Origin of the sequence: Streptomyces sp. NPDC048734 (assembly GCF_043198675.1) — a bacterium.
Classification (GTDB): domain Bacteria; phylum Actinomycetota; class Actinomycetes; order Streptomycetales; family Streptomycetaceae; genus Streptomyces.
In genome coordinates this window covers 188,287-212,729 of record NZ_JBICUZ010000004.1, presented here as the reverse complement: position 1 = coordinate 212,729, position 24,443 = coordinate 188,287, and the positions used below count along the sequence as shown (strand labels likewise).

At 73.4% G+C, this 24,443-nt stretch carries 27 protein-coding genes and 1 pseudogene; 12 read left to right on the top strand and 16 right to left on the bottom strand.

What is annotated here, in order from left to right; genetic code table 11:
* Positions 1-59: 59 nt before the first annotated feature.
* Together ACGFQC_RS13460 and ACGFQC_RS13455 are read right to left on the bottom strand one after the other, a co-directional pair.
* Positions 60-572: a hypothetical protein gene (locus tag ACGFQC_RS13460; protein ID WP_363087913.1), complete on the bottom strand. Its 513-nt coding sequence runs from the start codon at positions 570-572 to the stop codon at positions 60-62.
* A 149-nt stretch (positions 573-721) separates the two neighbouring features.
* Positions 722-1,270, bottom strand: coding sequence for a sigma-70 family RNA polymerase sigma factor (locus tag ACGFQC_RS13455; RefSeq protein WP_363087914.1), 549 nt, complete (start codon positions 1,268-1,270; stop codon positions 722-724).
* Between the two features lie 221 nt (positions 1,271-1,491).
* On the opposite strand from ACGFQC_RS13455, the gene ACGFQC_RS13450 reads away from it, so the two are divergent.
* Positions 1,492-2,622, top strand: coding sequence for a CapA family protein (locus ACGFQC_RS13450; protein WP_363087915.1), 1,131 nt, complete (start codon positions 1,492-1,494; stop codon positions 2,620-2,622).
* Between the two features lie 31 nt (positions 2,623-2,653).
* Here the strand turns inward: ACGFQC_RS13450 and ACGFQC_RS13445 are convergent, their stop codons facing one another.
* Positions 2,654-3,115 (bottom strand): universal stress protein, encoded by a 462-nt coding sequence (locus ACGFQC_RS13445; protein ID WP_363087916.1) that lies wholly within the window; start codon positions 3,113-3,115, stop codon positions 2,654-2,656.
* Between the two features lie 475 nt (positions 3,116-3,590).
* Here ACGFQC_RS13445 and ACGFQC_RS13440 point away from each other — a divergent pair, with 475 nt between their 5' ends.
* The gene (locus ACGFQC_RS13440) at positions 3,591-4,430 is read left to right on the top strand and encodes a polysaccharide deacetylase family protein (protein WP_363087917.1); all 840 of its coding nucleotides are present in this window, start codon (positions 3,591-3,593) and stop codon (positions 4,428-4,430) included.
* A gap of 228 nt (positions 4,431-4,658) precedes the next feature.
* On the opposite strand, the gene ACGFQC_RS13435 is transcribed toward ACGFQC_RS13440, so the two are convergent.
* Positions 4,659-5,330, bottom strand: coding sequence for a class F sortase (locus tag ACGFQC_RS13435; protein WP_363087918.1), 672 nt, complete (start codon positions 5,328-5,330; stop codon positions 4,659-4,661).
* 790 nt (positions 5,331-6,120) lie between these two features.
* Between ACGFQC_RS13435 and ACGFQC_RS13430 the strand changes: the two are divergent.
* Positions 6,121-6,554, top strand: a pseudogene (locus ACGFQC_RS13430) (hypothetical protein).
* Positions 6,555-6,654: 100 nt separating this feature from the next.
* Here the strand turns inward: ACGFQC_RS13430 and ACGFQC_RS13425 are convergent.
* The 3 genes from ACGFQC_RS13425 to ACGFQC_RS13415 form a co-directional block, all read right to left on the bottom strand.
* Positions 6,655-7,188 carry a hypothetical protein gene (locus ACGFQC_RS13425; RefSeq protein ID WP_363088063.1) on the bottom strand — a complete coding sequence of 178 codons (534 nt, stop codon included), beginning with the start codon at positions 7,186-7,188 and terminating at the stop codon, positions 6,655-6,657.
* Positions 7,189-7,478: 290 nt separating this feature from the next.
* Positions 7,479-8,243, bottom strand: coding sequence for a hypothetical protein (locus ACGFQC_RS13420; protein WP_363087920.1), 765 nt, complete (start codon positions 8,241-8,243; stop codon positions 7,479-7,481).
* Between the two features lie 21 nt (positions 8,244-8,264).
* Positions 8,265-8,393 carry a hypothetical protein gene (locus tag ACGFQC_RS13415; RefSeq protein ID WP_363087921.1) on the bottom strand — a complete coding sequence of 43 codons (129 nt, stop codon included), beginning with the start codon at positions 8,391-8,393 and terminating at the stop codon, positions 8,265-8,267.
* A 931-nt stretch (positions 8,394-9,324) separates the two neighbouring features.
* Here ACGFQC_RS13415 and ACGFQC_RS13410 point away from each other — a divergent pair.
* From ACGFQC_RS13410 to ACGFQC_RS13395, 4 genes are all read left to right on the top strand, one after another.
* Entirely contained in the window at positions 9,325-10,293 is a 969-nt protein-coding gene (locus tag ACGFQC_RS13410) for an SCO0930 family lipoprotein (RefSeq protein ID WP_363087922.1), read from the top strand.
* 340 nt (positions 10,294-10,633) lie between these two features.
* Entirely contained in the window at positions 10,634-11,446 is an 813-nt protein-coding gene (locus ACGFQC_RS13405) for an SAM-dependent methyltransferase (protein ID WP_363087923.1), read from the top strand.
* Entirely contained in the window at positions 11,443-13,578 is a 2,136-nt protein-coding gene (locus tag ACGFQC_RS13400; RefSeq protein WP_363087924.1) for an EAL domain-containing protein, read from the top strand. Before ACGFQC_RS13405 ends, ACGFQC_RS13400 begins: the two co-directional genes overlap by 4 nt.
* A 104-nt stretch (positions 13,579-13,682) precedes the next feature.
* Positions 13,683-14,015: a DUF4440 domain-containing protein gene (locus ACGFQC_RS13395; protein ID WP_363088064.1), complete on the top strand. Its 333-nt coding sequence runs from the start codon at positions 13,683-13,685 to the stop codon at positions 14,013-14,015.
* A gap of 213 nt (positions 14,016-14,228) precedes the next feature.
* On the opposite strand, the gene ACGFQC_RS13390 is transcribed toward ACGFQC_RS13395, so the two are convergent.
* The gene (locus ACGFQC_RS13390) at positions 14,229-15,113 is read right to left on the bottom strand and encodes a LysR substrate-binding domain-containing protein (RefSeq protein ID WP_363087925.1); all 885 of its coding nucleotides are present in this window, start codon (positions 15,111-15,113) and stop codon (positions 14,229-14,231) included.
* Between the two features lie 119 nt (positions 15,114-15,232).
* Here ACGFQC_RS13390 and ACGFQC_RS13385 point away from each other — a divergent pair, with 119 nt between their 5' ends.
* Genes ACGFQC_RS13385 through ACGFQC_RS13375 form a run of 3 tightly spaced genes read left to right on the top strand, consistent with a single transcriptional unit; the run spans position 15,233 to position 18,601 of the window.
* Entirely contained in the window at positions 15,233-15,904 is a 672-nt protein-coding gene (locus ACGFQC_RS13385) for a succinate dehydrogenase (RefSeq protein ID WP_363088065.1), read from the top strand.
* A 1-nt stretch (position 15,905) separates the two neighbouring features.
* Positions 15,906-17,855, top strand: coding sequence for a fumarate reductase/succinate dehydrogenase flavoprotein subunit (locus tag ACGFQC_RS13380; protein WP_363087926.1), 1,950 nt, complete (start codon positions 15,906-15,908; stop codon positions 17,853-17,855).
* Entirely contained in the window at positions 17,852-18,601 is a 750-nt protein-coding gene (locus tag ACGFQC_RS13375; protein ID WP_363087927.1) for a succinate dehydrogenase/fumarate reductase iron-sulfur subunit, read from the top strand. The genes ACGFQC_RS13380 and ACGFQC_RS13375 overlap by 4 nt, the downstream gene beginning before the upstream one ends.
* Before the next feature lie 148 nt (positions 18,602-18,749).
* Here ACGFQC_RS13375 and ACGFQC_RS13370 read toward each other — a convergent pair whose 3' ends face one another.
* Genes ACGFQC_RS13370 through gvpO form a run of 8 tightly spaced genes read right to left on the bottom strand, consistent with a single transcriptional unit; the run spans position 18,750 to position 22,385 of the window.
* Positions 18,750-19,043, bottom strand: coding sequence for a gas vesicle protein K (locus ACGFQC_RS13370; protein WP_363087928.1), 294 nt, complete (start codon positions 19,041-19,043; stop codon positions 18,750-18,752).
* Positions 19,040-19,288, bottom strand: coding sequence for a gas vesicle protein (locus tag ACGFQC_RS13365; RefSeq protein WP_363087929.1), 249 nt, complete (start codon positions 19,286-19,288; stop codon positions 19,040-19,042). Before ACGFQC_RS13365 ends, ACGFQC_RS13370 begins: the two co-directional genes overlap by 4 nt.
* Positions 19,285-20,151 (bottom strand): GvpL/GvpF family gas vesicle protein, encoded by an 867-nt coding sequence (locus ACGFQC_RS13360; protein WP_363087930.1) that lies wholly within the window; start codon positions 20,149-20,151, stop codon positions 19,285-19,287. The genes ACGFQC_RS13365 and ACGFQC_RS13360 overlap by 4 nt, the downstream gene beginning before the upstream one ends.
* A complete protein-coding gene (locus tag ACGFQC_RS13355; RefSeq protein ID WP_363087931.1) occupies positions 20,148-20,492 on the bottom strand; it encodes a gas vesicle protein in 345 nt (114 codons plus the stop codon). The genes ACGFQC_RS13360 and ACGFQC_RS13355 overlap by 4 nt, the downstream gene beginning before the upstream one ends.
* Positions 20,489-20,737 carry a gas vesicle protein GvpG gene (locus tag ACGFQC_RS13350; RefSeq protein WP_363087932.1) on the bottom strand — a complete coding sequence of 83 codons (249 nt, stop codon included), beginning with the start codon at positions 20,735-20,737 and terminating at the stop codon, positions 20,489-20,491. The genes ACGFQC_RS13355 and ACGFQC_RS13350 overlap by 4 nt, the downstream gene beginning before the upstream one ends.
* A gap of 4 nt (positions 20,738-20,741) precedes the next feature.
* Complete coding sequence (locus ACGFQC_RS13345) at positions 20,742-21,509, bottom strand: GvpL/GvpF family gas vesicle protein (protein ID WP_393288166.1); 768 nt, start codon at positions 21,507-21,509, stop codon at positions 20,742-20,744.
* The gene (gene gvpJ / locus ACGFQC_RS13340) at positions 21,506-22,024 is read right to left on the bottom strand and encodes a gas vesicle protein GvpJ (RefSeq protein WP_363087934.1); all 519 of its coding nucleotides are present in this window, start codon (positions 22,022-22,024) and stop codon (positions 21,506-21,508) included. Before gvpJ ends, ACGFQC_RS13345 begins: the two co-directional genes overlap by 4 nt.
* Before the next feature lie 37 nt (positions 22,025-22,061).
* A complete protein-coding gene (gene gvpO / locus ACGFQC_RS13335; RefSeq protein WP_363087935.1) occupies positions 22,062-22,385 on the bottom strand; it encodes a gas vesicle protein GvpO in 324 nt (107 codons plus the stop codon).
* A 369-nt stretch (positions 22,386-22,754) separates the two neighbouring features.
* Here gvpO and ACGFQC_RS13330 point away from each other — a divergent pair, with 369 nt between their 5' ends.
* Entirely contained in the window at positions 22,755-23,528 is a 774-nt protein-coding gene (locus ACGFQC_RS13330; protein ID WP_363087936.1) for a GNAT family N-acyltransferase, read from the top strand.
* Positions 23,528-24,376, top strand: a complete 849-nt coding sequence (locus tag ACGFQC_RS13325) for a lysophospholipid acyltransferase family protein (protein WP_363087937.1) — start codon at positions 23,528-23,530, stop codon at positions 24,374-24,376. Before ACGFQC_RS13330 ends, ACGFQC_RS13325 begins: the two co-directional genes overlap by 1 nt.
* The last annotated feature ends 67 nt before the right edge of the window (positions 24,377-24,443 follow it).

Below are 24,443 nucleotides of genomic sequence, written 5' to 3'. Positions count from 1 at the left end.
AATCGTGACCCAGATGTTCGGAGCGGTCCGGCCCGTGGATTGGTCCGGATGCGAAAAAGCTAGAAAAGATGGATCGCGAGGTGCCCGAGGGGCAGACCGAGCTGCCAGGCGGGCGTCCAGACCTCGGGTCCCTCGTCCTCGCCGGGCGGCGCGCCGCCCGGCACCGCGTTGAGGTCGGGGGCGAGCAGTTCGGTCTCCTCGAGCCAGCGCCAGGCCGCCGACGCCAGCTCCAGATCGGGGTCGGGTCCCTCCGACTCGGCCGTCTCGGCGGTCAGTTGTGACATACGTCCGGCGACCCAGTCCTGCCAGGGCTGGTCGTACGCCGTGAGCGAAAGCCACGTCTCCAGCTGGGTGACTACCCGGATCCCGGGCAGTTCGCCGTCGGTGTCGGACAGGAAGACGGTCAGTGCCAGGGTGTCCCGCCCGGCGCGGAACTCGAAGGACGTCGGTGGCATGAGATCGCCGGTCCGCAGCAGTTCGTCGGCGATGTACTCGGCGTACAACCAGGCCATGGGGACGGTGAGTTCCCCGCCGTCGGCGCCGTCCGTGCTCTGATGACCTCTGTACAGCATCCCTTCCTGCCTTCCTCCGGTGCGTGCGCTTCGTTCGGCGCCGGAAAACCGGCGACCGGGCCCCATCCGGAACACGGATAAGGACACCCGATTACTCAACCGGGGTCCACGGCAAGGCACTTTACGGAGGCTTGACCCGACCGTGGGTTTCAGTCCAGGTCGGGCGCGTAACCGGGAAGCACTCGGCGCAGGGCGCGCAGGGCGTAGTACGCGCGGGACTTCACGGTACCGGGCGGGATGCCGAGGGCTTCGGCGGCCTCCGCCACACTCGCCCCCTGGAAGTACACCAGCACCAGGACCTCGCGGTGTTCCGGCGTGAGTGTCTTCACGGCCTCGCGGACGTCGAGCGCCGCGGCGGCCCGGTCGGCGTGGTCGCCGCAGACCGGCGCGTTCTCCAGCACCGCGTCCCCGACCTCGGCCGGCCGTGCCTGCCGGGCCCGCCGCGCGTCGATCGCGAGCCGCCGGCCGACGGTGAGCAGCCAGGGCCGTACGGAGTCGAAGGCGTCGGTGCGCAGGGCCTCGGGATGCTGCCAGGCGCGCACCAGGGTCTCCTGGACGAGGTCCTCGGCGCGCTGGCGGTCGCCGTCGCACAGCCTCAGCAGCAGCGCGAAGAGCGGCCGGCCGTGCTCACGCTGGAGCGCGGCGAGTTCGTGTTCGGCGGTCGTCGTCTGGGCGGTGAGGGTGGTCCCGGCGGTCATGCGCGTATGGCACCCCAGCGCGCCGGTTCGGGACAGGGTGTGCACAAGGGTCTGCGGCGGACGGTCGATCGCGTCGACGAACGGTTCGACGAACGGTCCGGGCTACGCCGATCGCGCGCATCCGGCCCGGCGGCGGGAGCGCCGGGGCCGTACGCGTCCGCGCGTCGATTAGTAGTGATACATGCGTAAATATGACGAGTCATGTGCGGCGGGGTGATGCAGTGATCGCGCGCAGACACCAGGTGGCCCTGGCCCTCACGGCCCTCCTCACGGCGGCCGCGGCCTGCCAGGCCCACGACCGTGGACCCGCCTCCGGACACCCGGCCCCCTCGCCGAGCCGCGGCTTCACCCTCGTGGCCACCGGCGACATCGTCCCGCACGCCTCGGTCGTCGACCGGGCCCGCTTCGACGCCGGCGGCGCGGGCCACGACTTCGGCCCGATGTTCGCCGGCATCCAACCCGTCGTCACCGGCGCCGACCTGGCGCTCTGTCACCTGGAGACCACCCGCGTCGCCGTCGACCCGGCCGCCGCCGCCCTGCCCCGGCTCGCCGCGGCCCTCGCCGCCACCGGCTACGACGGCTGCTCCACCGCCTCCGACCACGCCCTCGACGACGGCCCCGACGGCGTGCGCCGCACCCTGGACGCCCTCGACGGCACCGGCGTACGGCACGCGGGCACCGCCCGCTCCGAGGCCGAGGCCGCCGCCGTCCCGCTCCTGAGCGCGGGCTCCGCGAAGGTCGCCCACCTCGCCTACACCTACGACACCGACGGCCGGCCGCTCCCCGACGGACAGCCCTGGGCGCTCTCCCTGATCGACGAGAACAAGATCGTCGCCGATGCCCGCGGCGCCCGCCGGGCCGGCGCCGACGTGGTCGTCGTCTCCCTGCACTGGGGCACGGAGTGGCAGGAAGCCCCGGACGACCGGCAGCTCGCCCTCGCCGCAACCCTCACCGCCTCCCGCACCGGCGGACGCCCCGACATCGACCTGATCCTCGGCAGCCACGCCCACGTCCCGCAGGCGTACGAGAAGGTCAACGGCACCTGGGTCGTCTACGGCCTCGGGGACCAGGTGGCCGGCGAGACGCCGACCCGCGCCGGCGTCGTCGACCCGCGCGCCAACCAGTCCAGCGTCGCCCGCTTCACCTTCTCCCCGCCCGTCCGGCCCGGCGCCCGCTGGGAGGTGACGGGGGCCGCCTTCGTACCCGGACTGTTCGACCTCGACGCCGGCCGCGTCGTCGACCTCGACAAGGCCCTCGCCCAGGGCGCCGACGTGAGGGGCGTGCGCGACCGCGTCCGCGACCTCGTACTCAGCCGGGGAGCGGCACAGGACGGGCTGGTGACGGGGGAGTGAGGGCAGTGAAGGGCAGCAAAGGGAGAGCCGGCTACGGCACCACCGTCACCGGCCAGCGCCCCGCCTTCACCAGCCGCACCGCCACCGACCCCACGATCCGGTGACCGGCCTGCTCGGAGGCGCCGACCACCACCGCGTCCGCCTTCAGCTGGTCCGCGGCCTTCACCAGCCCGTTGTACGGGTCGCCGTGGAAGGTGTGGAACTCCCAGCGCACGTCGAATATCCCCCGGGTCCGTTCGGTGGCCTCCCGGATCTGCGCCACGATGTCCTGGGCGATCTCGTCGGTCGCCTCCGCGACCGGCGCCCCGAGCGCCGCGCTCGCCGCCATCACCGGCTGCACGTACACCACGGCGAGCAGGGCGCCCTGGCGCCGGGCCAGACCGGCGGCGTAGGCCGCGGCGCGCAGCGAGGGATCGGAGCCGTCCACGCCGACGAGGACGACCTTCGGGCCGTCCGTGCCCCGTTCGAACGGGGAAGGGTGCTGTTCCGTCACGACGAGAGGCTATCGGAACCCGCAGGTCCCACCGCCGTGCGGGCCCGGCGGTCTCCCGCGGCCGCGACCACGGGCGCCTTGACGGGGCCGCCCCGGCCGAGGACACCCGGCCCGACACGGCCGCCGCAAGCGGCTTCCCCGGCCCCGGGAATGCCGGATGCCGACGAAGGCGCCGACGAGGGCGTCTCCGGCAGCCCGGCAGCCCGACGCCTTCGGCGTCCGCGGCCTGTTCCGCGCCCCGCCGGTCGTCGTCCCGCCGCCGCCCCTCCGGCGCCTCCCGCCCGCCTTCCGCCGCCCTTCAGGCGGTGCCTCCTGCCTCCCGCCGCCCTTCCGGCAGCGCCCGGCGGGCTTGCGGCGCCGCTGATCCGGCCGGTGCCGGCGGGGCGGTCGGCCTGCTGCGCCGAGCGGGTGGAATCGTGCCGCCGGGTCAGTGGCGTTGTGGTGCGCCGGGGCCCGGCCGGGCGACTGATGACACATGCAGAAGGATCAGTTGTTCACGCGGCGCGGGGCGTTGCTCGCCGGCGCCGCCACCGTCGGCGCGGCCGGGACGGCCTCTCTGTTCGCGTGGGGGACGGGCGCCGGGACGCCTGCCCGCACCGGTTCCCCGGCGGCCGGTGCCCCCGCGTACCGCCTCCCGATGGGGCCCTCCGCCTACCGCCTCCAGCCGCTGACCGGCTACGGTCCCCCGCGCATCACGGCCCGCACCCCCGTGCGGCGCGAACCGCTGCTGCGGATCACCGGCCGCGGCCGCACCATGGTGCTCACCTTCGACGACGGCCCCGACCCCCGCTACACCCCGGGCATCCTCGACACCCTGGCCGAGTACGGCGTCCGCGCGATGTTCTTCGTGTGCGGGGAGATGGCCGCCGGCCACCCCCACCTGCTGGCCCGGATGGCCGACGAGGGACACACCGTCGGCAACCACACCTGGTCCCACCCCCTGCTCACGAAAATGACGCGCCGTCAGATCCATTCCGAGATGAACCGCACCAGCGAGGTCATCGAGAACGCCTACGGAGAGCGGCCCCGCTGGTTCCGCGCCCCCTACGGCGCCTGGAACCGCGCCGCCTTCCAACTGGGATCCGAACTCGGCATGGAGCCCCTGGCCTGGACGGTGGACACCCTGGACTGGACCACCCCGGGCACCGGCACCATCGTCGACCGGGTCGAGAACGGCGCCGCCCCCGGCGTCGTCGTCCTCTCGCACGACGCGGGAGGTGACCGCACCCAGAGCGTGCGGGCCCTGCGCCGCTATCTGCCCCAACTCCTCGACTCCGGCTACCACATCACGGTGCCGCAGCGGCAGCGCACCTAGGGTCTCTCGTCCGGATCGGGCCGGATCGGGGAGCGGGTCCGATCCGGACGAGAAACCCTAGGTTCGCCGCCCCGCCCCGCCCGTACCGGTACCGGTCGAGGCCGTCCCGAGGTCCCGGCCGGTGAGCCGAGCGGTCTGCGATCCCCGCACGAGCGACGCCCCCTGTCCCGCGGCCGAGGAACTGCCGACCGCCCGCCCGGTCACCCGCCTGCCCGGCCGGCGGTCCGTTCAGCGGACCTCGACCAGGCGGGCGAAGGCGACCACGTTGCCGTCGTAGCCGTTCGCCTTGGAGAAACCGCCACCGCAGGTGATCACCCGGAGTTCGGGGGCGCCCTTGGAGGCGTAGACGCGGTCGCCGGGGAAGTTGTTCTTCTCGAAGACCTCGACGCCGTAGATCTCGAACACCGCGGTCTTCCCGTCCCGGCGGGCCACCTCGACGTGATTCCCCTTCTTCAGGGCACCCAGGCCGTAGAACACGGCCGGCCCCTGCGTGTTGTCGACATGGCCGACGACGACCGCGGTCCCCTTCTCGCCGGGGGAGACGGCGCCGGTGAACCAGCCGGCCAGATTCGGGTCCTCCGGGGGCGGCGCGCCGACCCAGCCGTCCGTGTCCAGGCCGACCTGCATGACCGGGGCGTCGACCCGGATGGCGGGGATCCGGACCCGGTCGGGCTCCGCGAACGGCAGGGCCTGGACGGTCTTTCCGAAGGTGCCCTGGGCCGCACGGGCGTCGGCGGCCGCCGCGGAGGCGGGCTGCGGCGGGCCCGCGTCGAACTCCCCCGAACCGTTCCGGATGAGCGCGAGCCCGGTCAGCAGAACAAGCGCTATCACGCCCCAAGGAGCGCGCTTCTTCGGCCGCTCCTCCTCTTCCGCCATTCCGGACAGCTCGTACCCAGACATTCGCAAGCCCCTTTCGACGCGGCCGTCGCCACGTCCTTCCGCGCATATGAGAACGCTAAGTCCCACAACGGGAACCGGCGACGGGGCAGCGGCGAACGGGTGGCCCGCGTGTCCTTCGGTCCGCCATCCGAGTTGCCGCGCACAGGAATTTTCTGACGGTCCGTGACCTGCGGTGATATCCGATTGCGCGCTTCTCCCTCGGCGTGTCCTCTCACCAGGACGGACCATTCCCGAAATGCGGGCCCGTGCGCGGCATCTGAGGGTCGATCCGGGAGGCGCTCTCTCGCCGACAGACCGGGGACGGGCCCCGGGGCGCCTTCCGCGGAGGATCACATGCGAAATTCACGCGCCCTGGCGGCCGCGGCCGCAGCGGTCGCCGTCCTCGGGCTCGCCGCCCCCGTGGCCGTCGCGGACGGTATGCCACCCAACCCGGGCAGCCAGAACGACAACAACTGGGTCGACCCCGGAAACAACAACGCCGGAGGCCACTCGGGCAACGACAACTGGGGTGGGAACAACGGCGACCATGGCAACGGTGGTAACGGGGGGAACAACGGCGACCATGGCAACGGGGGAAACAACGGTGGCAACGGGGGTGGCAACGGCGGAAATGGTGGCGGTAACGGGGGAAATGGTGGCGGTAACGGGGGTGGCAACGGCGGAAACGGTGGCGGTAACGGGGGTGGCAACGGCGGAAATGGTGGCGGTAACGGGGGGAACAACGGCGGAAATGGTGGTGGCAACGGTGGCAACGGCGGCAACAACGGTGGGGGTAACGGCGGCGGAGGCAATGGTGGTGGCGGTGGCGGCAACGGGGGGATCTCCCCGAGCAACATCGTCGCGCTGCCCAGCGTCGTCGCCCGCGGCGGTCAGCTGACCGTCACCGTCGACGGCTGCCGGGGCGGCGGGACCATGAGTTCGGACGCCTTCCGGACGACCCGCCTCAGGCCCGTCAACGGCGCCCACCACACGGCGCGGGGCACCGCGACGGTCAACAGCAACGCGCGCCCCGGCTCGCACAGCATCACCGTCAACTGCAACGGCCGTACCCTCACCAACCCCACCGCCTTCACCGTCATCGGCGGCGTCCGCGGCGGTCTCGGCGGCAGCAGCTCCAGCGGTGCCACCCCGACCGACGTGGCGATCGGTGGCGGGCTGGTGGCCGCCGCAGCCGTCGGTGGCGGCGTGTTCTGGATGCGCCGGCGCGCGGAACGCCGCGTCTGACGCCCTTCTCCGGCCCCTTCGGACCGCGGCAGCCGCACGTCACGGGCCTTCGCCCCCTCTCTTCCGGGAACCTGGGCGAGGGCCCGCCGGGCGGGTGCCGTCAGGCGCCACCGTCCTCGCCCGCCCGCCGGCGCGAGAAGTGGTACGCCGCACCGACCGACCCCACGACGAGCACCGTGCCGAGCCCGACCTCCCGCAGGTCGAACCCGGCGAGGGTCCCGCCCGCACCGGCCCGCACGGCGCGCGGGACCGCGTCGGGCACCGGCGTGGGGGTGCCCGGACGGGCGCCGCCGACGGTCAGCCCGGTGGAGCCGCTGACGCCGTCACAGGTGAACGTCACCCGGTACACCGCGCCCACCTTGATGTCGAAGTCGACCGTCGTGGTGGCCGAGGAGCGGTGCGCGGCGATGCGCACCGAGTCGAAGATCCCCGAGGTGATGGTGACGTCGCCCTTGCAGCCGCCGTTGTTCCGGTCGATCCGGAGGGTGACCTGGCCGCCCGCCGTGATCGTCGACGGCAGCACGCTGAAGCCGAACGGGGTGGTGCCGCCGTCGGCGGCGACGGCGGACGGGGCGGGGAGGGCCAGGGCGCCGAGGCCCAGCAGTGCGGCCGAGGCGACGCGTATCGCGTGCATCATGTGTCCTCCGGTTTCCGAGGAGCAGCCGCGGTTCTTCTCCGCGCGTGTGACCGAATGCGCCTCGATGACCGAAACGCTAGGAACGTGCGTGCGCTCCCGCGATCCCTGTCGCGCGAACGGGGTAATCGGGCGGGCCGGACGGGTGACGCGGGTACCGCGACCGGGTGACGGAACCGGCGTGTCGCCCGCCGTCGCCCCGGCCGGTGCGATCAGGGCCTCTTCTTTCGGGTCGGGTCTTTCGGGTCAGGCCGGGCTCACGGGGGCCGGCCTGACCCGAACGAAAGCCCCTACCCCCTGGCGTCGGGGAAGAGGCGGAGGAAAGGCTCGGCCGACGCCGCGATGCCCCGGCCGTAGGGCGCGTCGAAGTCCCAGATGAGGAACAGCAGGAAGGCGATCAGGGCGGAGAACAGCCCCGCCAGGACGAGTTCCCGGGTGGTGCGGCGGATCTGGAGCGCGAAGACCATGCCGACGGTGACGACGGCGCCGGTGATCAACCCGAACCAGACCACCCCGGGCATGGTCGCCCCGGTCGAGTCGGCCCGGTTGTTGCGGGCCTGGTCGGCGGCGGCCAGCTGGTCGAGGAGCGGCTGGTAGGCCTGGGCCTCGAAGTCCGAGGCGGGCCGGTGGTCGGTGAGGTCGGCGCGGAGCCGTCCGAGGAGTTCGTCCCCCCGCTCGGTCACCTCGCCCTTGTCGGCCATGGCCTTCCACTCGGTGGTGACGACGTGGCCGACATAGGCGTCCACGTCCGCGCGGATGCGGTCCCGGACGCCGGACGGGTACACCCGCACCCGCTCCGAGATCTCGTGCAGCGACTGGGCCTCCGCCTGGACGTGGTCCTGGGCGACGCCGCGGGCCTCCCAGACGCCGGCGAGCGCCAGACCCAGGACGATGGCGTACACCACGCCGATCCACATCGTCATGTACTCGATGACGTCCGGGGTCTCGGACGGGTCCTCGTCGTCGGACACCCTGCGGTGCCGGACGAAGGCGACGGCGATCACCACCCCGCACGCGGCGACCATCGCGAGGGTCAGAACAAGCCATTCCGGCAAGAGATGCCTCCTTCAGGGGCGTCAGCGGGGCCGCAGCGCGGCGACGGCGATGACCGCGGGCGCGGTGATGAGCAGGACGTACACGACCGGCGACCGGTGGTGCCGGACCGGTGCCCGGCGCGGTGGTGCGTGGTGGGCCGGGTACGTCACGGGCGACGCGGACGGCCGCTGTGCGGGCGCGGGCGGCGGTGCGGGCGTGGGCTTCGGACGGGGTTTCGGAGCGGAGGGCGGCTGCGGGAGGGGAGCCGCGGGCTTCGGAACTGCGGACCGCGGGGGCTCGGGCCGCAAGGGCTCGGGCCGCGCCCGGGGCGGTGGGGCCGACGGCGGTGTGGGCTCCGGCATCGGTTCGGGGGGCGGTTCCGGTGAGGGCTTCGGCGGTGGTGGTGTCGGTTCCGGAGGGGGTGGCGTCGGTTTCGGTGGTGGCGGGGGTTCGGGTTCCTGCGGCGTCGGTGTCGGGCACCCCGGCGGGGCCGGCCGTCCGATGTTCCCCGCGACGGCCACCGCCTCGGTGCCGTCCGGGCCCGTCGAGGCGTACGCGCAGGCGTCGGCCACGGCCGTCCCGGCCGGTGCGGCCATGAGGATCCAGGCCACGGTCACCAGGGCCGACACCCTGGTCAGGAGGGCGGATCGAGTCGGTTCGGATCCATGCACGACGAGATCATGGGGCCTCGCGCGCGGGTACACGCCGGCGCGCGGGGTGATTGCCCCGAACGGGGGAAGCGCGCCGCGCGGGGTTTGCCCGGGGTGCGCTCGCACGTCCGGCTGCGGGCACTCGCGTGCGAGTGGACCGCACGCGGTGGTGCGCGGCGGTGGCGCGCGCGGTGACGCGTGGGCGTTGGTGCGCGGGTGGACCGCGCCCGCGCACGAGTGTGGGCCTGCCGTGCCTGCTCGTTGCCTGCTCTTTCGCCGGTGCACCGCGTGTGCAGGTGCCGAGGAGGCGGCCCGAAGCGGGCGGCGGCACGGGCGGCGAAAAGAATTTCGTGCCGCCTTTGAACACGATGCCCCCCGTCGTGCGTACCCATGGCCGTGCGGCGGCGCAGCAGGGCGTTGCAACACGCTTGGGATGATCGGGGAGTTGAAGATGAAGACCTCCTGGCGGAGCGCCTCACTCGTGGCGAGCGCTGTGTCTGTTCTGGCGCTGACGACGGCGTGCGGTCAGGAAGGCGGTACCGCGGCGTCCAGCCAGAACGTGGGTGTCACGGCCCCGGCCGGCACCGTCGCGGGGGTGGGCAGCGGCTACGGAGGCGTCGGCGCGGGCACCAGCCCCAGCGCGAGTGCGCCGGCGGCCGCGGGCGCCGACGGCGCGCAGGCGAGCACGGCGGGCCAGCTCGCCGTCTCCGCCAACGCCGAGCTGGGCAAGGTGCTGATCGACGCCGCCGGCATGACGCTGTACCGCTTCGACGCGGACACCGCGGAACCGCCCAAGTCCACCTGTGACGGCGACTGCGCGACGGCCTGGCCGCCCGTGCCGGCCGACGACGCCACCGCCGGCGACGGCATCGACAAGTCGCTGCTCGGCGAGGTCACCCGCTCCGACGGCAGCAAGCAGCTGACCGTCGACGGCTGGCCGGTGTACCGCTATGCCAAGGACACCAACGCCGGTGACACCAACGGCCAGGGCGTCAACGGCAAGTGGTTCGCGCTGGCCCCCGACGGCAAGAAGGCCAAGTCGGCCTCCGCCGCACCCGGTCTGTCCGTGCGCAAGGACCCCAACCTCGGCGACATCGTCGTCGACAAGAACGGCATGACGGTCTACCGCTTCGTCAAGGACAAGGCGTGGCCGAAGCCGGTGACCGCGTGCCTGGGTGCCTGCCTCGAGAAGTGGCCGGCCGTCGCCCCGGTCGCCACCAACGACACCGAGGGTGTTCAGGAGAAGGGCCTGATGAGCTTCACCCGGCCCGACGGCGTCAAGCAGATGACGGTCAACTGCTCTCCGATCTACACCTTTTCCGGCGACAAGTCCCCCGGGGACATCAACGGCCAGGGCGTCGGCGGCACCTGGTACGCCGTGGCCCCCGACGGCAAGCTGGTCGGCGCGCCGAAGCAGTAGAGACCACCCTCCGCGGGGCCGGCCTCCGCTCCCGCGACGGCTCGTACGACCCCGGTCCGCCCCCTCCGCACCGCGCGGAGGGGGCGGACCCCTGTGCTGCGGGCGACACCCCCCCCCGCCCGCCCGCCGTGTGCGGGTGACGCCGCCGTGTTCGAACGGATCGGGGACGCTCCGGAGCACATCGGGTACTTTTCGTGAGCACATCCGGGTATGTCATTTCGGCACGTGCCGCAGGCAGTGACCGGGAACGGACGGTCAATTTCCGTTTCTGCTCGCCCTGTTGGCGGGCGATCAGTAGCCTCTGCTCGAACACCGGATCGCCTACGCCTTGGAGAGATAGATGGATCGTCCCGCCTGGGCCCCACGGAGCATCGACATCTCCGTCCCCAGTGTCTCGCGGATCTACGACTACTACCTGGGCGGTTCGCACAACTTCGAGGTCGACCGGGAAGCGGCCCGCAGGGCCATGGAGTTCATGCCGGGACTTCCCAAGATCATGCAGGCGAACCGGGCCTTCATGCGCCGCGCGGTGCGCTACGCGGCCGACTCGGGCATCACGCAGTTCCTGGACATCGGTTCCGGCATCCCCACCTTCGGCAACGTCCACGAGGTGGCCCAGGCGGCCCGTCCCGGCGCCCGCGTCGTCTACGTCGACCACGACCCGGTCGCCGTCGCGCACAGCCAGGTGGTGCTGGGCGAGAACCCGGACGCCGGCGTCGTCGCCGCCGACCTGCTCAAGCCGCGGGAGATCCTCGCCAGCCCCCAGGTGGAGCAACTGATCGACCTGGAGAGGCCCGTGGCGCTGCTGCTGGTTGCCATACTGCACTTCGTGGAAGACGCCGACGACCCGTACGCTGCGGTCGCCGAGCTGAGCGCCGCGCTCGCGCCCGGCAGCCTGCTCGTCCTCACGCACGCCTCGTACGAGGGGATCCCCCTGCCGCAGGGGCGGGCCGAGGGCGCGGTGGACGTGTACAAGGACATTCGCAACCCGCTGGTCATGCGCTCGCGTGACGAGATCGCGCGGTTCTTCGAGGGGTACGACATGGTGGAACCGGGACTGGTGCCGATGCCGCACTGGCGGCCGGAGACGGCACCGGAGGACGAGGACCCGTACGCCTTCTCCGGTTTCGCGGGCGTGGGGCGCACTTCGTGACCGCCGAGCCGGACGGGCCGGAGGACAGACTGCGGCGGTTCGCGACGATCTGGAGCCGGGCGGTCTTCCCGGTCACCTCCACGTCGCTGACCCGGCCGGAGTTCGAGGAGCAACTGCTGCCGCTGGCCAGGCGGCTGAGCCAGGCGCTGCGCGCCAGGAACTTCGACGCGGAGGCGGCCAGAGCGGTCGGGGCCGCCCTCGTCGATACCCACTGCACCGACCCGGACGCCCTCGCCCACAGCCTGGACTGCATCGACGCCTACCTGGTGCTCTACTGCGGCGGGGACGGACCCCAGGAGGATCTGCGCACCCGCTGCTCCCGGCTCCAGCACGCCATGGCCGCCGGGTTCGCGCACGCGCTGCGCGAGCGCACGCTGGCCGAGCAGGAGGCCATCGCGCAGGCCGCGTTGCGGGCCCAGGGGGTGGTGGCGCAGGCGCTGCACGCCAGCGAGGCCCGCTTCCGCGCGGTCTTCGAGGGCGCCGCGATAGGGATCGGCATCGCCGACCTGGAGGGCAACATCCTCGAGGTCAACGGCGCCCTGGTGCGCATGTTCGGCGGTGGCGAGCAGGCGGTGCGCGGACGCAACGTCAGCGAGTGGACGCACGCCGACGACGCCCCCCAGGTCTGGCGGCTCTACGAGGAACTGGTGCGCGGCGAACGCGAGCACTACCACGTGGAGAAAGCGTTCTCCCGCCCCGACGGAACGGTCCTGTGGACCAATCTCACGGTCTCGCTGCTGCGCGACCCCGACGGGCGGCCGCAGTACCAGCTGGCGCTGATGGAGGACACCACCGAGCGCCGGCTGCTCAACCTCCGGCTGCGCTACGAGGCCACCCACGACGCGCTCACCGGCCTGCCCAACCGCACCCTGTTCTTCGAACGCCTGGAGAAGGTCCTGGCCGCCGGGGACGGCCAGCGCTTCGGCCTGTGCTACCTGGACCTGGACGGCTTCAAGACCATCAACGACAGCCTGGGGCACGCGGCCGGCGACCGGCTGCTCGTCGAGGTCGCCGACCGGCTCCAGTCCTGCGCCACCGCGCCCGGCGAGATGGTCGCCCGGCTCGGCGGCGACGAGTTCGTGGCGCTGACCACCGGCCCCGCCACCCACCGCGAGGTCGACGACCTCGCCGCGCGCATCATGAACGCCCTGGTCGCGCCCGTGCGCATCGAGGGCCGGGAGCTGACCGTGCGCGGCAGCATCGGCATCGTGGAGGGCCCGGCGGGGGAGCGCAGTCCGGCGGAGGTGCTGCGCAGCGCCGACATCACCATGTACAGGGCCAAGTCGGCCGGCGGCAACCGCTTCGAGCTGGCCGATCCCGAGGCCGACGCCCGCGCGATCACCCGGCACGGTCTGACGACGGCCCTGCCGGCGGCGCTGGAGCGGGGCGAGTTCTTCATCGAGTACCAGCCGCTCGTCCACCTCGGCGACGGCAGCGTGCGCGGCGCGGAGGCGCTGGTGCGCTGGCTGCACCCGCAGCACGGGGTGCTCGGCCCGGACCGGTTCATCCCGCTCGCCGAGCACACCGGGCTGATCGTGCCGCTGGGCCGCTGGGTCCTGGAGCAGTCGGTGCGCCAGGCCCGCGACTGGCGCCGGAGCAGCGGCGGCACCGGCCCGCTGCGGATCAACGTCAACCTCTCGCCGTGCCAGCTCACCCACCCAGGGCTGGTGCAGGACACGGTCGACATCCTGGAACGCGCGGGCGTGGCACCGGAGGCGCTCTGCCTGGAGGTCACGGAGTCGGCCCTGATCGGCGCCGACGACGACCTCCTGAAGCCGCTGCGCCGGCTCGCCGAGATGGGCGTCGACATCGCCCTGGACGACTTCGGGACCGGTTACTCCAACCTGGCCAACCTGCGCAGGCTGCCGGTGAGCGTCCTCAAGCTGGACCGCTCCTTCACGCAGAGCATGCAGCAGTTCCCCGCCGACCCCGTCGACCTCAAGATCGTCGAGGGGATCGTCTCGCTCGCCCACAGCCTGGACCTCGCGGTCACGGTCGAGGGCGTGGAGACCGGCGCCCAGGCCGAGCAGCTGCGCGTACTGGGCTGCGACACGGCCCAGGGCTGGTACTACGCCCGCCCCGGCCCGCCGGACCGCCTCCACGAGCTGGCCCTGGTGGACGCCACGGGCTGACGGCGCGATCCGGTTGCGGGAGGGGCCGGGTCACCCGCGATCATGTGCGGGTGACCCAGGAACCAGACGACGTCGCCGCGGCGATCGCCGGCGAACTGAGCCTCATGGACCCCGCCGTCCGCTCCTCCCGCACCGAGACCGTACGCCTGCTCGACCCCGAGTTCACCGAGGTGGGCGCCTCCGGCCGCCGCTACACGTACGCCGAGGCGGTGGCCGAACTCCCCGACCACCCCGGCAGTTCCCCGACCGGCCCCCGCTACGAACCGACGGCGATCACCGGCACCCTCCTGGCCCCCGGCCTGGTCCACCTGACCTACGAGACCCGCTTCGCCGGCCGGCGGGCCCGCCGCAGCTCCCTGTGGCGCAAGAAGGACGACCGGACGGGCTGGCGCATGTACCACCACCAGGCCACCCCCGTACCCCACGACGTCCCCTGACGACAGCCCACCCGGGGCTGCGGGGAACCCGCAGCCCCTCAGGGGCGCGAGGAACCGCGCACCCCGCCCCGACCGACCCGCACCTCCCCACTCCGGCCCAGGCACCCCACCCAGGGGCGCGAGGAACCGCGCACCCCGCCCCGACCGACCCGCACTCCGACGACACCCCCGCCGCCACCCCCGTACAAGCACCCCACACAAGCGGCGCAGCACCTACCGCTCCAGCAGCATCCGCTGCAACTCCCGAGCAGCCCGTGGCGGAGCCACGTCACTGCGGTGCGCCAGCGCGATCACCCGGTGCAACCCCGGCCGGACCAACGGAGTGACCCGCAGGCCCCGCCCCGACCGCGCGGCGACCATCCGCGGCACGACGGCCATGCCGAGCCCTGCCCGCACGAACCCCAGCACCGCGTCCATCTCACCGCCCTCCACCGCGAAGTCCGGCTCGAACCCCTCGGCGCGACACGCGGCGACGGTGAGTTCGCGCAGGTCGTAGCCGTGCCGGAACATCACCAGGCGTTCGCCCTCCAGGTCGGCGATCCGCACGGCGCGGCGCCCGTGTCCCGGTGGGGGCGCCTCCGGCGAGGACACCACCACGAGGTCCTCCCGCAGCAGTTCCACCGTCGTCAGTGCGGGGGAGGGGGTGGGCAGCGGGAGCACCACCAGGGCGAGGTCGAGCGCGCCGCGGGCCAGTTCCCGCACCAGGTCGTGCGAGCCGCCCTCCTCGATCATCAGCCGGATGCCGGGGTAGCGGTCGTGGAAGGCGCGCAGCACGTCCGGCAGCAGCCCGGTGCACAGGCTGGGCGTCGCCCCCAGCCGCACCCGGCCGCTGCGCAGCTGCACCAGCTCCTGCACCTCGTACCGGGCCGTCTCGGTGTCCGCCAGGATCCGGCGGGCCAGCGGCAGCAGCGCCTCACCGGCGTCGGTGAGCGTGATGTTCCCGCGCGCCCGCTGGAAGAGATCGGCTCCCAGCTCCCGCTCCAGCGCCTTGATCTGCTGCGACAGCGAGGGCTGGGCGACGTGGACCAGCTCGGCGGCCCGGGTGAAGTGCCGGGTCTCGGCGACCGCCACGAAGTACTGGAGCTGCTGGAACTGCATCCAGCCATGATAGGCCCCACCTATGGAAACGAGCCGGACCATGTCTTGGACTGATGGGGCCGTTCGGCCCTAGCGTCCTGTCCATGGCTCTGGCAACGCGGACGGACCGACGGTCGTCCATGGCGCGCACCGTGTGGCGCTCCTCCGTCGGCAAGAAGACGGTGATGGCCGTCAGCGGGCTGATCATGCTGCTGTACCTGGTCGTCCACATGATCGGCAATCTGAAGATCTTCTTCGGTCCGGGCGAGTTCAACCACTACGCGCACTGGCTGCGCACGGTCGGCGAGCCGTTCATGCACTACGAGTGGACGCTGTGGCTGGTCCGGGTCGTGCTGGTCGTCGCGGTCGTCGCGCACGCCGTGTCCGCGTACCAGCTCAGCCGCCGCGACCTCAAGGCGCGGCCCAGCAAGTACGTGCACAAGAAGCCGCGGGCGAGCTACGCGACGCGCACCATGCGCTGGGGCGGGATCATCCTCGGCCTGTTCGTCGTCTGGCACCTCCTGGACCTGACGACCGGCACCGCGCACCCCGGCGGTTTCCAGGAGGGCCGGCCGTACCAGAACGTCGTGGACACCTTCTCCACCTGGTACGGCAACACCGTCTACATCGTCGCGATGCTCGCCCTCGGCCTGCACGTCCGGCACGGCTTCTGGAGCGCCGCCCAGACCCTGGGCGCCGGCAGCCGCACCCGCGACCGCGCCCTCAGGACCACGGCGAACGTTCTCGCGCTGCTGCTCACGGCCGGCTTCGTCGCCGTACCCGTGGCCGTCATGACCGGAGTGGTGAGCTGACATGACCTCCTATGCCGACTACACGACCGGCGAGCCGCTCGTCGACGCCAAGGCCCCGTCCGGCCCGGTCCACGAACGCTGGGACAAGCGCCGCTTCGAGGCGAGGCTGGTCAACCCCGCCAACCGGCGCAAGCACACGGTGATCGTCGTCGGCACCGGTCTGGCAGGCGGCTCGGCCGGCGCCACCCTCGCCGAACAGGGCTACCACGTCGTCCAGTTCTGCTACCAGGACTCCCCGCGCCGCGCCCACTCGATCGCCGCGCAAGGCGGCATCAACGCGGCGAAGAACTACCGCAACGACGGCGACTCCGTCCACCGGCTGTTCTACGACACCGTCAAGGGCGGAGACTTCCGGGCGCGCGAGTCCAACGTCCACCGCCTCGCGCAGATCTCGGTCGAGATCATCGACCAGTGCGTGGCGCAGGGAGTGCCCTTCGCCCGGGAGTACGGCGGCCTCCTCGACACCCGCTCCTTCGGCGGCGTCCAGGTGTCCCGCACCTTCTACGCCCGCGGCCAGACGGGTCAGCAACTGCTGCTCGGCGCCTACCAGGCCCTCAGCAGGCAGATCGCCGCCGGGAACGTCGAGATGCACCCGCGCACCGAGATGCTCGACCTGATCGTCGTCGACGGCCGGGCCCGCGGGATCGTGGCGCGGGACCTGATCACCGGAAGGATCGACACGTACTTCGCGGACGCCGTCGTCCTCGCCAGCGGCGGCTACGGCAACGTCTTCTACCTGTCGACGAACGCCATGAACTCCAACGCCACCGCGGTCTGGCGGGCGCACCGACGGGGCGCCCACTTCGCCAACCCGTGCTTCACGCAGATCCATCCGACCTGCATCCCGCGCACCGGCGACCACCAGTCCAAGCTGACGCTGATGAGCGAGTCGCTGCGCAACGACGGCCGGATCTGGGTCCCGAAGGCGAAGGGGGACACCCGGCCGGCGAACAGGATCCCCGAGGACGAGCGCGACTACTACCTGGAGCGCGTCTACCCCTCCTTCGGCAACCTGGTCCCGCGCGACATCGCCTCCCGCGCCGCCAAGAACGTCTGTGACGAGGGGCGGGGCGTCGGCCCCGGCGGGCAGGGCGTCTACCTGGACTTCGCGGACGCGATCAGGCGGATGGGCCGCAAGGCGGTCGAGGAGAAGTACGGCAACCTCTTCGACATGTACGAGCGGATCACCGCGGAGAACCCGTACGAGGTGCCGATGCGGATCTACCCCGCCGTGCACTACACGATGGGCGGCCTGTGGGTCGACTACGACCTCCAGACCACGATCCCGGGCCTGTTCGCGATCGGCGAGGCCAACTTCTCCGACCACGGCGCCAACCGGCTCGGCGCGTCCGCGCTGATGCAGGGCCTGGCCGACGGCTACTTCGTGCTGCCCGCCACCATCAACGACTACCTCGCCCGCAACCCGCACCAGAGCGAGGTGAGCGGCGAGCACCCGGCGGTGCGGGAGGTGCTGGCGGAGACCCGGGGCCGCCTGAACCTGCTGCTGTCCGTCGACGGCGACCGCACCCCCGACTCCTTCCACCGCGAGGTCGGCGAACTGATGTGGGAGTTCTGCGGGATGGCCCGCACCGACGCCGGCCTGCGCACGGCCCTCGAACGGATCCCCCTGATCCGCGAGGAGTTCTGGCGGCGCGTCAAGGTCCCCGGCACCGGCGAGGAGTTCAACCAGTCCCTGGAGAAGGCGAACCGCGTCGTCGACTACCTGGAGCTGGCCGAACTGATGTGCCTCGACGCGCTGCACCGCGCCGAGTCCTGCGGCGGCCACTTCCGCGAGGAGCACCGGACCCCCGAGGGCGAGGCCGCCCGCCGGGACGAGGAGTTCGCCTACGCGGCCGCCTGGGAGTTCACCGGCACCGGCGAGGCACCCGTCCTGCACAGGGAAGACCTGGTCTTCGAGTACGTCCACCCCACCCAGCGGAGCTACGCATGAAGCTCACCCTGCGCGTCTGGCGGCAGCGCGACGCCGACGCCGAAGGCGCCATGTCCACGTACGAGGTGGACGGGATCTCCCCCGACATGTCCTTCCTGGAGATGCTCGACACCCTCAACGAGGAACTCATCCTCAAGGGCGAGGACCCGGTCGCCTTCGACCACGACTGCCGCGAGGGCATCTGCGGCGCCTGCTCCCTCGTCATCAACGGCGACGCACACGGCCCGGAGCGCACCACCACCTGCCAGCTGCACATGCGGTCCTTCCGGGACGGCGACACGATCGACGTCGAGCCGTGGCGGGCGTCCGCCTTCCCCGTGATCAAGGACCTGGTCGTGGACCGCTCGGCCCTCGACCGCATCATCCAGGCGGGCGGCTACATCACCGCGCCCACCGGCGCCGCCCCGGAGGCGCACGCCACGCCGGTGCCCAAGCCGGACGCCGACCTCGCGTTCGAGCACGCCGAGTGCATCGGGTGCGGGGCCTGCGTGGCCGCCTGCCCCAACGGCGCGGCGATGCTGTTCACCTCCGCCAAGATCAACCACCTGAACGTCCTCCCGCAGGGCGCGCCGGAGCGCGAGACGCGGGTGCTGGACATGGTGGCGCAGATGGACGAGGAGGGCTTCGGCGGCTGCACGCTGGCCGGCGAGTGCGCCACCGCCTGCCCGAAGGGCATTCCGCTGGTCTCCATCACCGGCATGAACAGGGAGTGGCTGCGGGCCACCCGCAAGGCGGCAGGGCGCTGACGCCCGGCGCGGGCCGCTCCGCGCCGGCCGCGTGGGGGAAGAGACGTTCGCCGAGGGCGCGGACGGGCGGGACCGGGAGTGGTGCTCATCCCCGGTCCCGTCTCGCTTCCCCCGCCCGCACGGTGGCCGCGGCGGGGACGCCCCGGCGTCACGGGCCCGGATCGGCGAGGAGCGGGCCGAGCGGACCGAGGTCCAGGTTGAGGTCGCCGCGCCGCAGCCCGTGCCGCGCGCACAGCTCGTCCATCCGCTCGTCCAGCAGCATCAGCGCGGTACCGAGCCGTTCCTCCTGGCCGGGGTCGAGCGTCCCCTCGTCGAAACGGCGCACCGCCTGGCGCTCCATGAGCTGCCGCAGGAGTTCCACCACGGTCAGCACCAGGGCCGCCAGGTCGTTCGCGACCCGCTCGGGGTCGAGGTCCAGCGCGTGGGCGCGGGGCGCGGTCACAGCGGCCCGCTGTCCGGCCAGGGCGACGGGACCCGGTCGCTCACCGAGGCCAGCAGCGCGTGCAGCGAGATCCGCACCAGCGGCACGTCGGCGACGGACAGGACCAGGTCACCGCTGATCACGACGCCGGTGGCCAGCACCCGGTCGAGCAGGTCGACGAGCGGCACCCCCACGGGGGCGTACGGCTCCGGTTCGTTCCACGGCACCGCCGTGCGGCCGGACCCGCCCGCGGTCGGCACGCTCATGCGCGCACCTCCTCCCGCGCGTCGCACGCCGCCTCGTCGAGGCGGGCGAAGGAGTACGGGATCCAGGGGCCCGACAGGGTGACCTCCACCGCCGTGCCGTCGCCGGGGACCGGCCGGCCCGCCGCCTCGAGGAAGGCGGCGCGCCGGGCGTCGTCCACCAGATAGGCCGCGTTGAGCAGTTGCGGGGCGCTCCTGCCGGTCAGCTGCTCGCTCTGCGGCCGGTGCCGGGTCGCGGCGACGGCGTACCGCCGCAGCTCCCGGTCGATCGCGTGGGCCTGTGCCAGGGCCGCCTCACGCGCCTCGCGCTCGGTGCGCCGCCGGGCGCTCACCCGGCTCAGGTACGACCGCCCGTCCGCCGGGCCGCCGTGCGCCGGGCCGCCGTCCCCGGCGGCACCAAACGCTCGCCCGGGCCCGGCGCAGTGCACCTTCACCGCCCACTCGGTCCGGCCCCGCAGCCGGTCCAGCAGCGCGCGCAGCGAGGCCGCCCGGCCGGTCACGGCCCGTACCGCGTTGCGGTCGTCGAGGTAGAGCGTCGCCATCGGCAGGGGGACGGCGGTGCCTTTGCGGGCGGCCGCCTCCACCGCACGGTGGTGGGCGCGGGCGCAGCGCTCCAACTCGTCCGGCCGGCCCAGCCGTTGCGCGAGCGCCTCCTCGCCGAAGGCCGCCGCGGGGACGTCCTGCACGACCAGCCGGAGGGGGCCCGCATCGAGGATCCGCAACGGGCCCCCGCCGTCGTGGCCCGGCGTCGCCGCGAGCACGTCGTCCGGCACCGGGGTGTCCGTCACGGCGAACAGGCAGGTGACGCGGGGACGCGACACGTCCTGTCCGGTCACGGCCGGCCGGTCGGCCGGGGTGCCCGTCATCGGATCACCTCCCGGGCGTCGGGTTCGGCGCCCTCCAGGGCGTCGAGACGGGCCCGCAGGCGCGCGTTCTCCTCGGTGAGGGCGTCACGCGCGGCGCGCGAGGACAGCGCCGGGTCCGTCTCCCACCAGTCGATGCCCGCCTTCTTCGCGGTCTCGACGGAGGCGATGAACAGGCGCAGGCGGATGGTGAGCAGCTCGATGTCCAGCAGGTCGATCTTGATGTCGCCGGCGATGACGATGCCCTTGTCCAGGACGCGTTCGAGCAGGTCCGCGAGGCTCCCGCCGAGCGGCGCGTCGGGCTGCGGACCGGGGCCCGCGGGCCAGGTGCCGAGGTCGGTCACGAAGCACCCTCCGTGTACCGGACGGGACTCTCGAGGAGTCGGAGCAGCCGCTCCTCCTCCTTCTCGAAGGCCGCCTCGTCGATGGCACCCTCCTCCAGGGCCCGGTTGAGTGCCGCCAGCCGCGCCTGCACCACCCGGGGGTCACGGGTCTGGCGCTCGGCCTCCTGGAGCAGGTGGTCGGCGACCCATAGCGTGCCGCGCACCGGGGCGAGGGGCAGGAGCAGGAGCCCGCTCACGAGTCCCACCGAGTCACCGCCCGGCCGTGGTGGGCGGCGTGTCGACGAAGCTGTAGCACGGCAACGGCCCGGTGAGGCTCAGCGCCAGCCGGTCACCGCACCGGCGGGCCTGGGCGGCGACGGCCCGGCGGAAGCGCCCTTCGTCGGCCGAGCGCAGCAGGAACGACGTGCTCAGCACCTGCTCGTCGTCGACCGGCCCCTGCGCGGTGCGCACGGCGAGCGGGGCCAGCCGGGCCAGTACCTCCCGCGCCGCGTGCCGGGCCTCGCGCGCGACACCCCGGGCGAGCGCCTCACCCAGGCGTACGTTCGCCTCGTAGCCGGGGCGCTGCCGGGTCCGGCGGGCGAGCGCGCGCAGACTGTCGTCCCGGCGCACGAGGCCGGCGAAGCAGCCGGGCACGACGGCGCCCTTCACGTTCATCTCCACACAGTCCCGGACCCCGTCGAGCTGCTCGGCCAGGCGGGTGCGGTCCGTGCGGAGCCGGCCGCGCAGCGCCGCCGCGTCGCGCGTGAGGACGGCGAACCGCATGGGCAGGACGGGCCCCTGCGCGATGAGTTCGTCGAGCACCGACTGATGGGCCATCAGGTCCCGTCGGCGGGCCCTGAGCCGCGCCGGGGCGTCCGAGACCGCGGCGCACAGCCCGGCCTCGGTCAGCAGCCGTACCGGCGCGCCGTCCACCCCGGGCACTCGCGGCGGCCGGACGCCCGCGGGAGCGATGCCGTAGACGTACAGGGTGCCGAGCGTGCCGGCGGTGGTGAGGGGGGCGGTGCCCGTCACGGTCACTCCTTCTCCTCCGTGCGGCGCCGGGGCCGCGGGCGGTCGTCGTCACCGGCGGCCCTGCGGCCGCCGGCGGCGGGACGCGTCCCGGCCGGGCGGCGGCGCGGGCGCTGGGGTCGCGGGGCGGGCTCGGGGCCGACGTCGTCATCGAGGTCCTCGTCGGCCTCTACGTCGTCGTCCGGGCTGAGGATGTCCCGCACCTTGTCGGTCAGGGAACGGGCCGTGCGCTTCGCACCCGCCTTGGCGACGGTCTTGGCGACCGGCCCGCCGAACAGCTCGGGCACGGTCCTGGTCCGGGTGTCGTTCTCCAGGTCGAGGCGGTTGCACGCCTCGGCGAAGCGCAGGTAGGTGTCGACGCTGGCGACCACGATCCGGGCGTCGACCTTGAGGATCTCGATGCCGACCAGCGAGACGCGCAGGAAGACGTCGATCACCATGCCGCGGTCGAGGATGAGCTCCAGCACGTCGTAGAGGGTTCCGGCGCGGGGCGCGCAGACGACCTCGTCGGCGTAGACGGTCATGCGGCGGTCCTTCCGGGGGAGGTGCCCGAGGGTCCGGTCACTGGTCCTGGGACCCGCGCCGGTACCGGGCGACACGGCGGTACTGCACCAGCTCGCCCGCCGGGTCCAGCTCGACCTGGTAGGTGGCGAGCAGGCTGGTGGTGTCGGGGATGCGCGCCAGCTCGAGCACGTCGACGTCGACGACCCAGCCGTCGTCCTCGCTCCGGCACACCGCGGAGACCCCTTCCAGGCGGTGACGGACCAGCTCGGTCAGCGCCTCGGCGGCGCACCGGGCGGCCTCGCGCGCACCGCGCACGGTCCGTCGGCGGGTGGCGGACGAGACCGGTTCACGACGTCGTCCGCCGGTTCCGGCTTCTGTCATACGGCCCACTCTCGCCGCGGGAGCCGCCGGGCGCGTGTGCAACTGGGCCATCCGGGCCGCTTCCCGCCGTACGGGGGAGCCCGGCAGGGCGAGCGGCGCGGGCCCGTGTCCGGAGGGGGCCCGTGTCCGGAGGGGGCCCGTGTCCGGAGGGGGCCCGTGTCCGGAGGGGGCCCGTGTCCGGCGCTGACCCGTGTCCGGAGGGGGCCCGTGCCGGGCGCGCCGCCCGTGCCGTTCAACAACCCCACATCCCGGCTCCGGGCACAGGTCACGCGCCCGCCAGACGGCGTCGGAAGAACAGGACCGGGCGGGCCGTACACCACCGGCCCGTCCGTCCCCTCCGGCCGAACGGCCCGTGACCTGGAGAGAGCCATGACCACCGCGACCGCTCCGGACGCCCCGCCGCTGCCCGCGGTCCCCTCCCGCTACCTCGTGACCCTCGCCCGCGACGAGGCCGACGTGCGGGCCGCCCAGCGGCTGCGGCACGACGTCTTCGCCGGGGAGATGGGCGCCCTGCTCACGTCCGCACGGCCCGGCCTCGACGTCGACCCCTTCGACGCCCACTGCGACCACCTGCTGGTGCGCGACGCCGACACCGGCCAGGTCGTCGGCACCTACCGGCTGCTGCCGCCGGAGCGCGCCGCGGTCGCCGGTCGGCTGTACTCGGAGGCCGAGTTCGACCTGACGCCGCTGCACGGCATCCGGCCCGGCCTCGTCGAGGTCGGCCGCTCCTGCGTCCACCCCGACCACCGCGACGGCACCGTCATCGGCCTCATATGGGCCGGCATCGCCCGCTACATGGTGGACAACGGCCACGAGTGGCTGGCCGGATGCTGCTCCGTCCCGCTCGCCGACGGCGGCGTCACCGCGGCCGGGGCCTGGGACCGGGTGCGGGACAAGCACCTGGCGCCCGAGGAGTTCCGGGTCCGGCCGCGGCTGCCGTGGGTGCCGCGGCCGGACCTGGCCCTGCCCGCCCGCACCGAGCTGCCCGCCCTGCTGCGCGGCTACCTCCGCCTCGGCGCCTGGGTGTGCGGCGAGCCCGCCCACGACCCGGACTTCGGGGTCGCCGACCTGTACGTGCTGCTGTCGATGCGCCGGGTCAACCCGCGCTATCTGCGGCACTTCCTCTCGCTCGTCCCGGCCTGATGAGCGCCTGGCCGCCCAGCGCGCCCTGCACCCCTGGGGCGTGCGTGGAGGTGTCGGGCTCCGTCGCCGCCGTACCGCGGGCGGTGCTGCGGCTCGTGGCGGTCGTGGCGCTGCTGCTGGCCGGGATCGCGCTGCTGCCGGTCGGCGGCAGGGTCCCGGCCGGGCTGGTGCGCCGGTGGGCGGGGGCCGTCGTGCGGGCCGCCGGGGTCCGGCCGCGGTTCAGCGGTGCCGCCGTACCCGACGGCGGCCTGCTGCTGGTCGCCAACCACATCTCCTGGCTGGACGTCCCGCTGCTGGCCATGGTCCGCCCGGCCCGGATGATCGCCAAGGCCGAGATCCGGCGGTGGCCCGTCGCGGGGCCGCTGGCCGCCCGCGGCGGCGTCCTGTTCATCGACCGTGACCGGTTGCGCGGCCTCCCGGACACGGTCGCCGACATCGCCGGGCTGCTGCGCTCGGGGGCGGCCGTCGGTGTCTTCCCCGAGGGCAGCACGTGGTGCGGCCGGGCCCAGGGCACCTTCCGCAGGGCCGTCTTCCAGGCCGCCCTGGACGCCGGGGTGCCGGTCCAGCCCGTCCGCATCCGCTACCGGCTCACCGGGGGCGCGCCCACGACCGTCCCCGCGTTCGTGGGGGAGGACTCGCTGCTCGCCTCGCTGTGGCGGGTGGTCATGGCGGGCGGCCTGGTGGCCGAGGCCGAGGTGTGTCCCGCGCTCCGGCCCGGTGCCCACACCGACCGCCGGTCGCTGGCCCGGGCGGCCCAGCGCCGGACCGGACCCGTCCCGGCGGGGCCGGGGCATGCGGCGCCGGGTCCACAGGACGCCGTCGCGCTTCTCCCCACCCTTGAACATTGAGAGAAATGTAGGCATTTGTCTGTTTCCTCCGTCCTGTGGGGGTGACTCGGACCGAGAAGCCGTCACA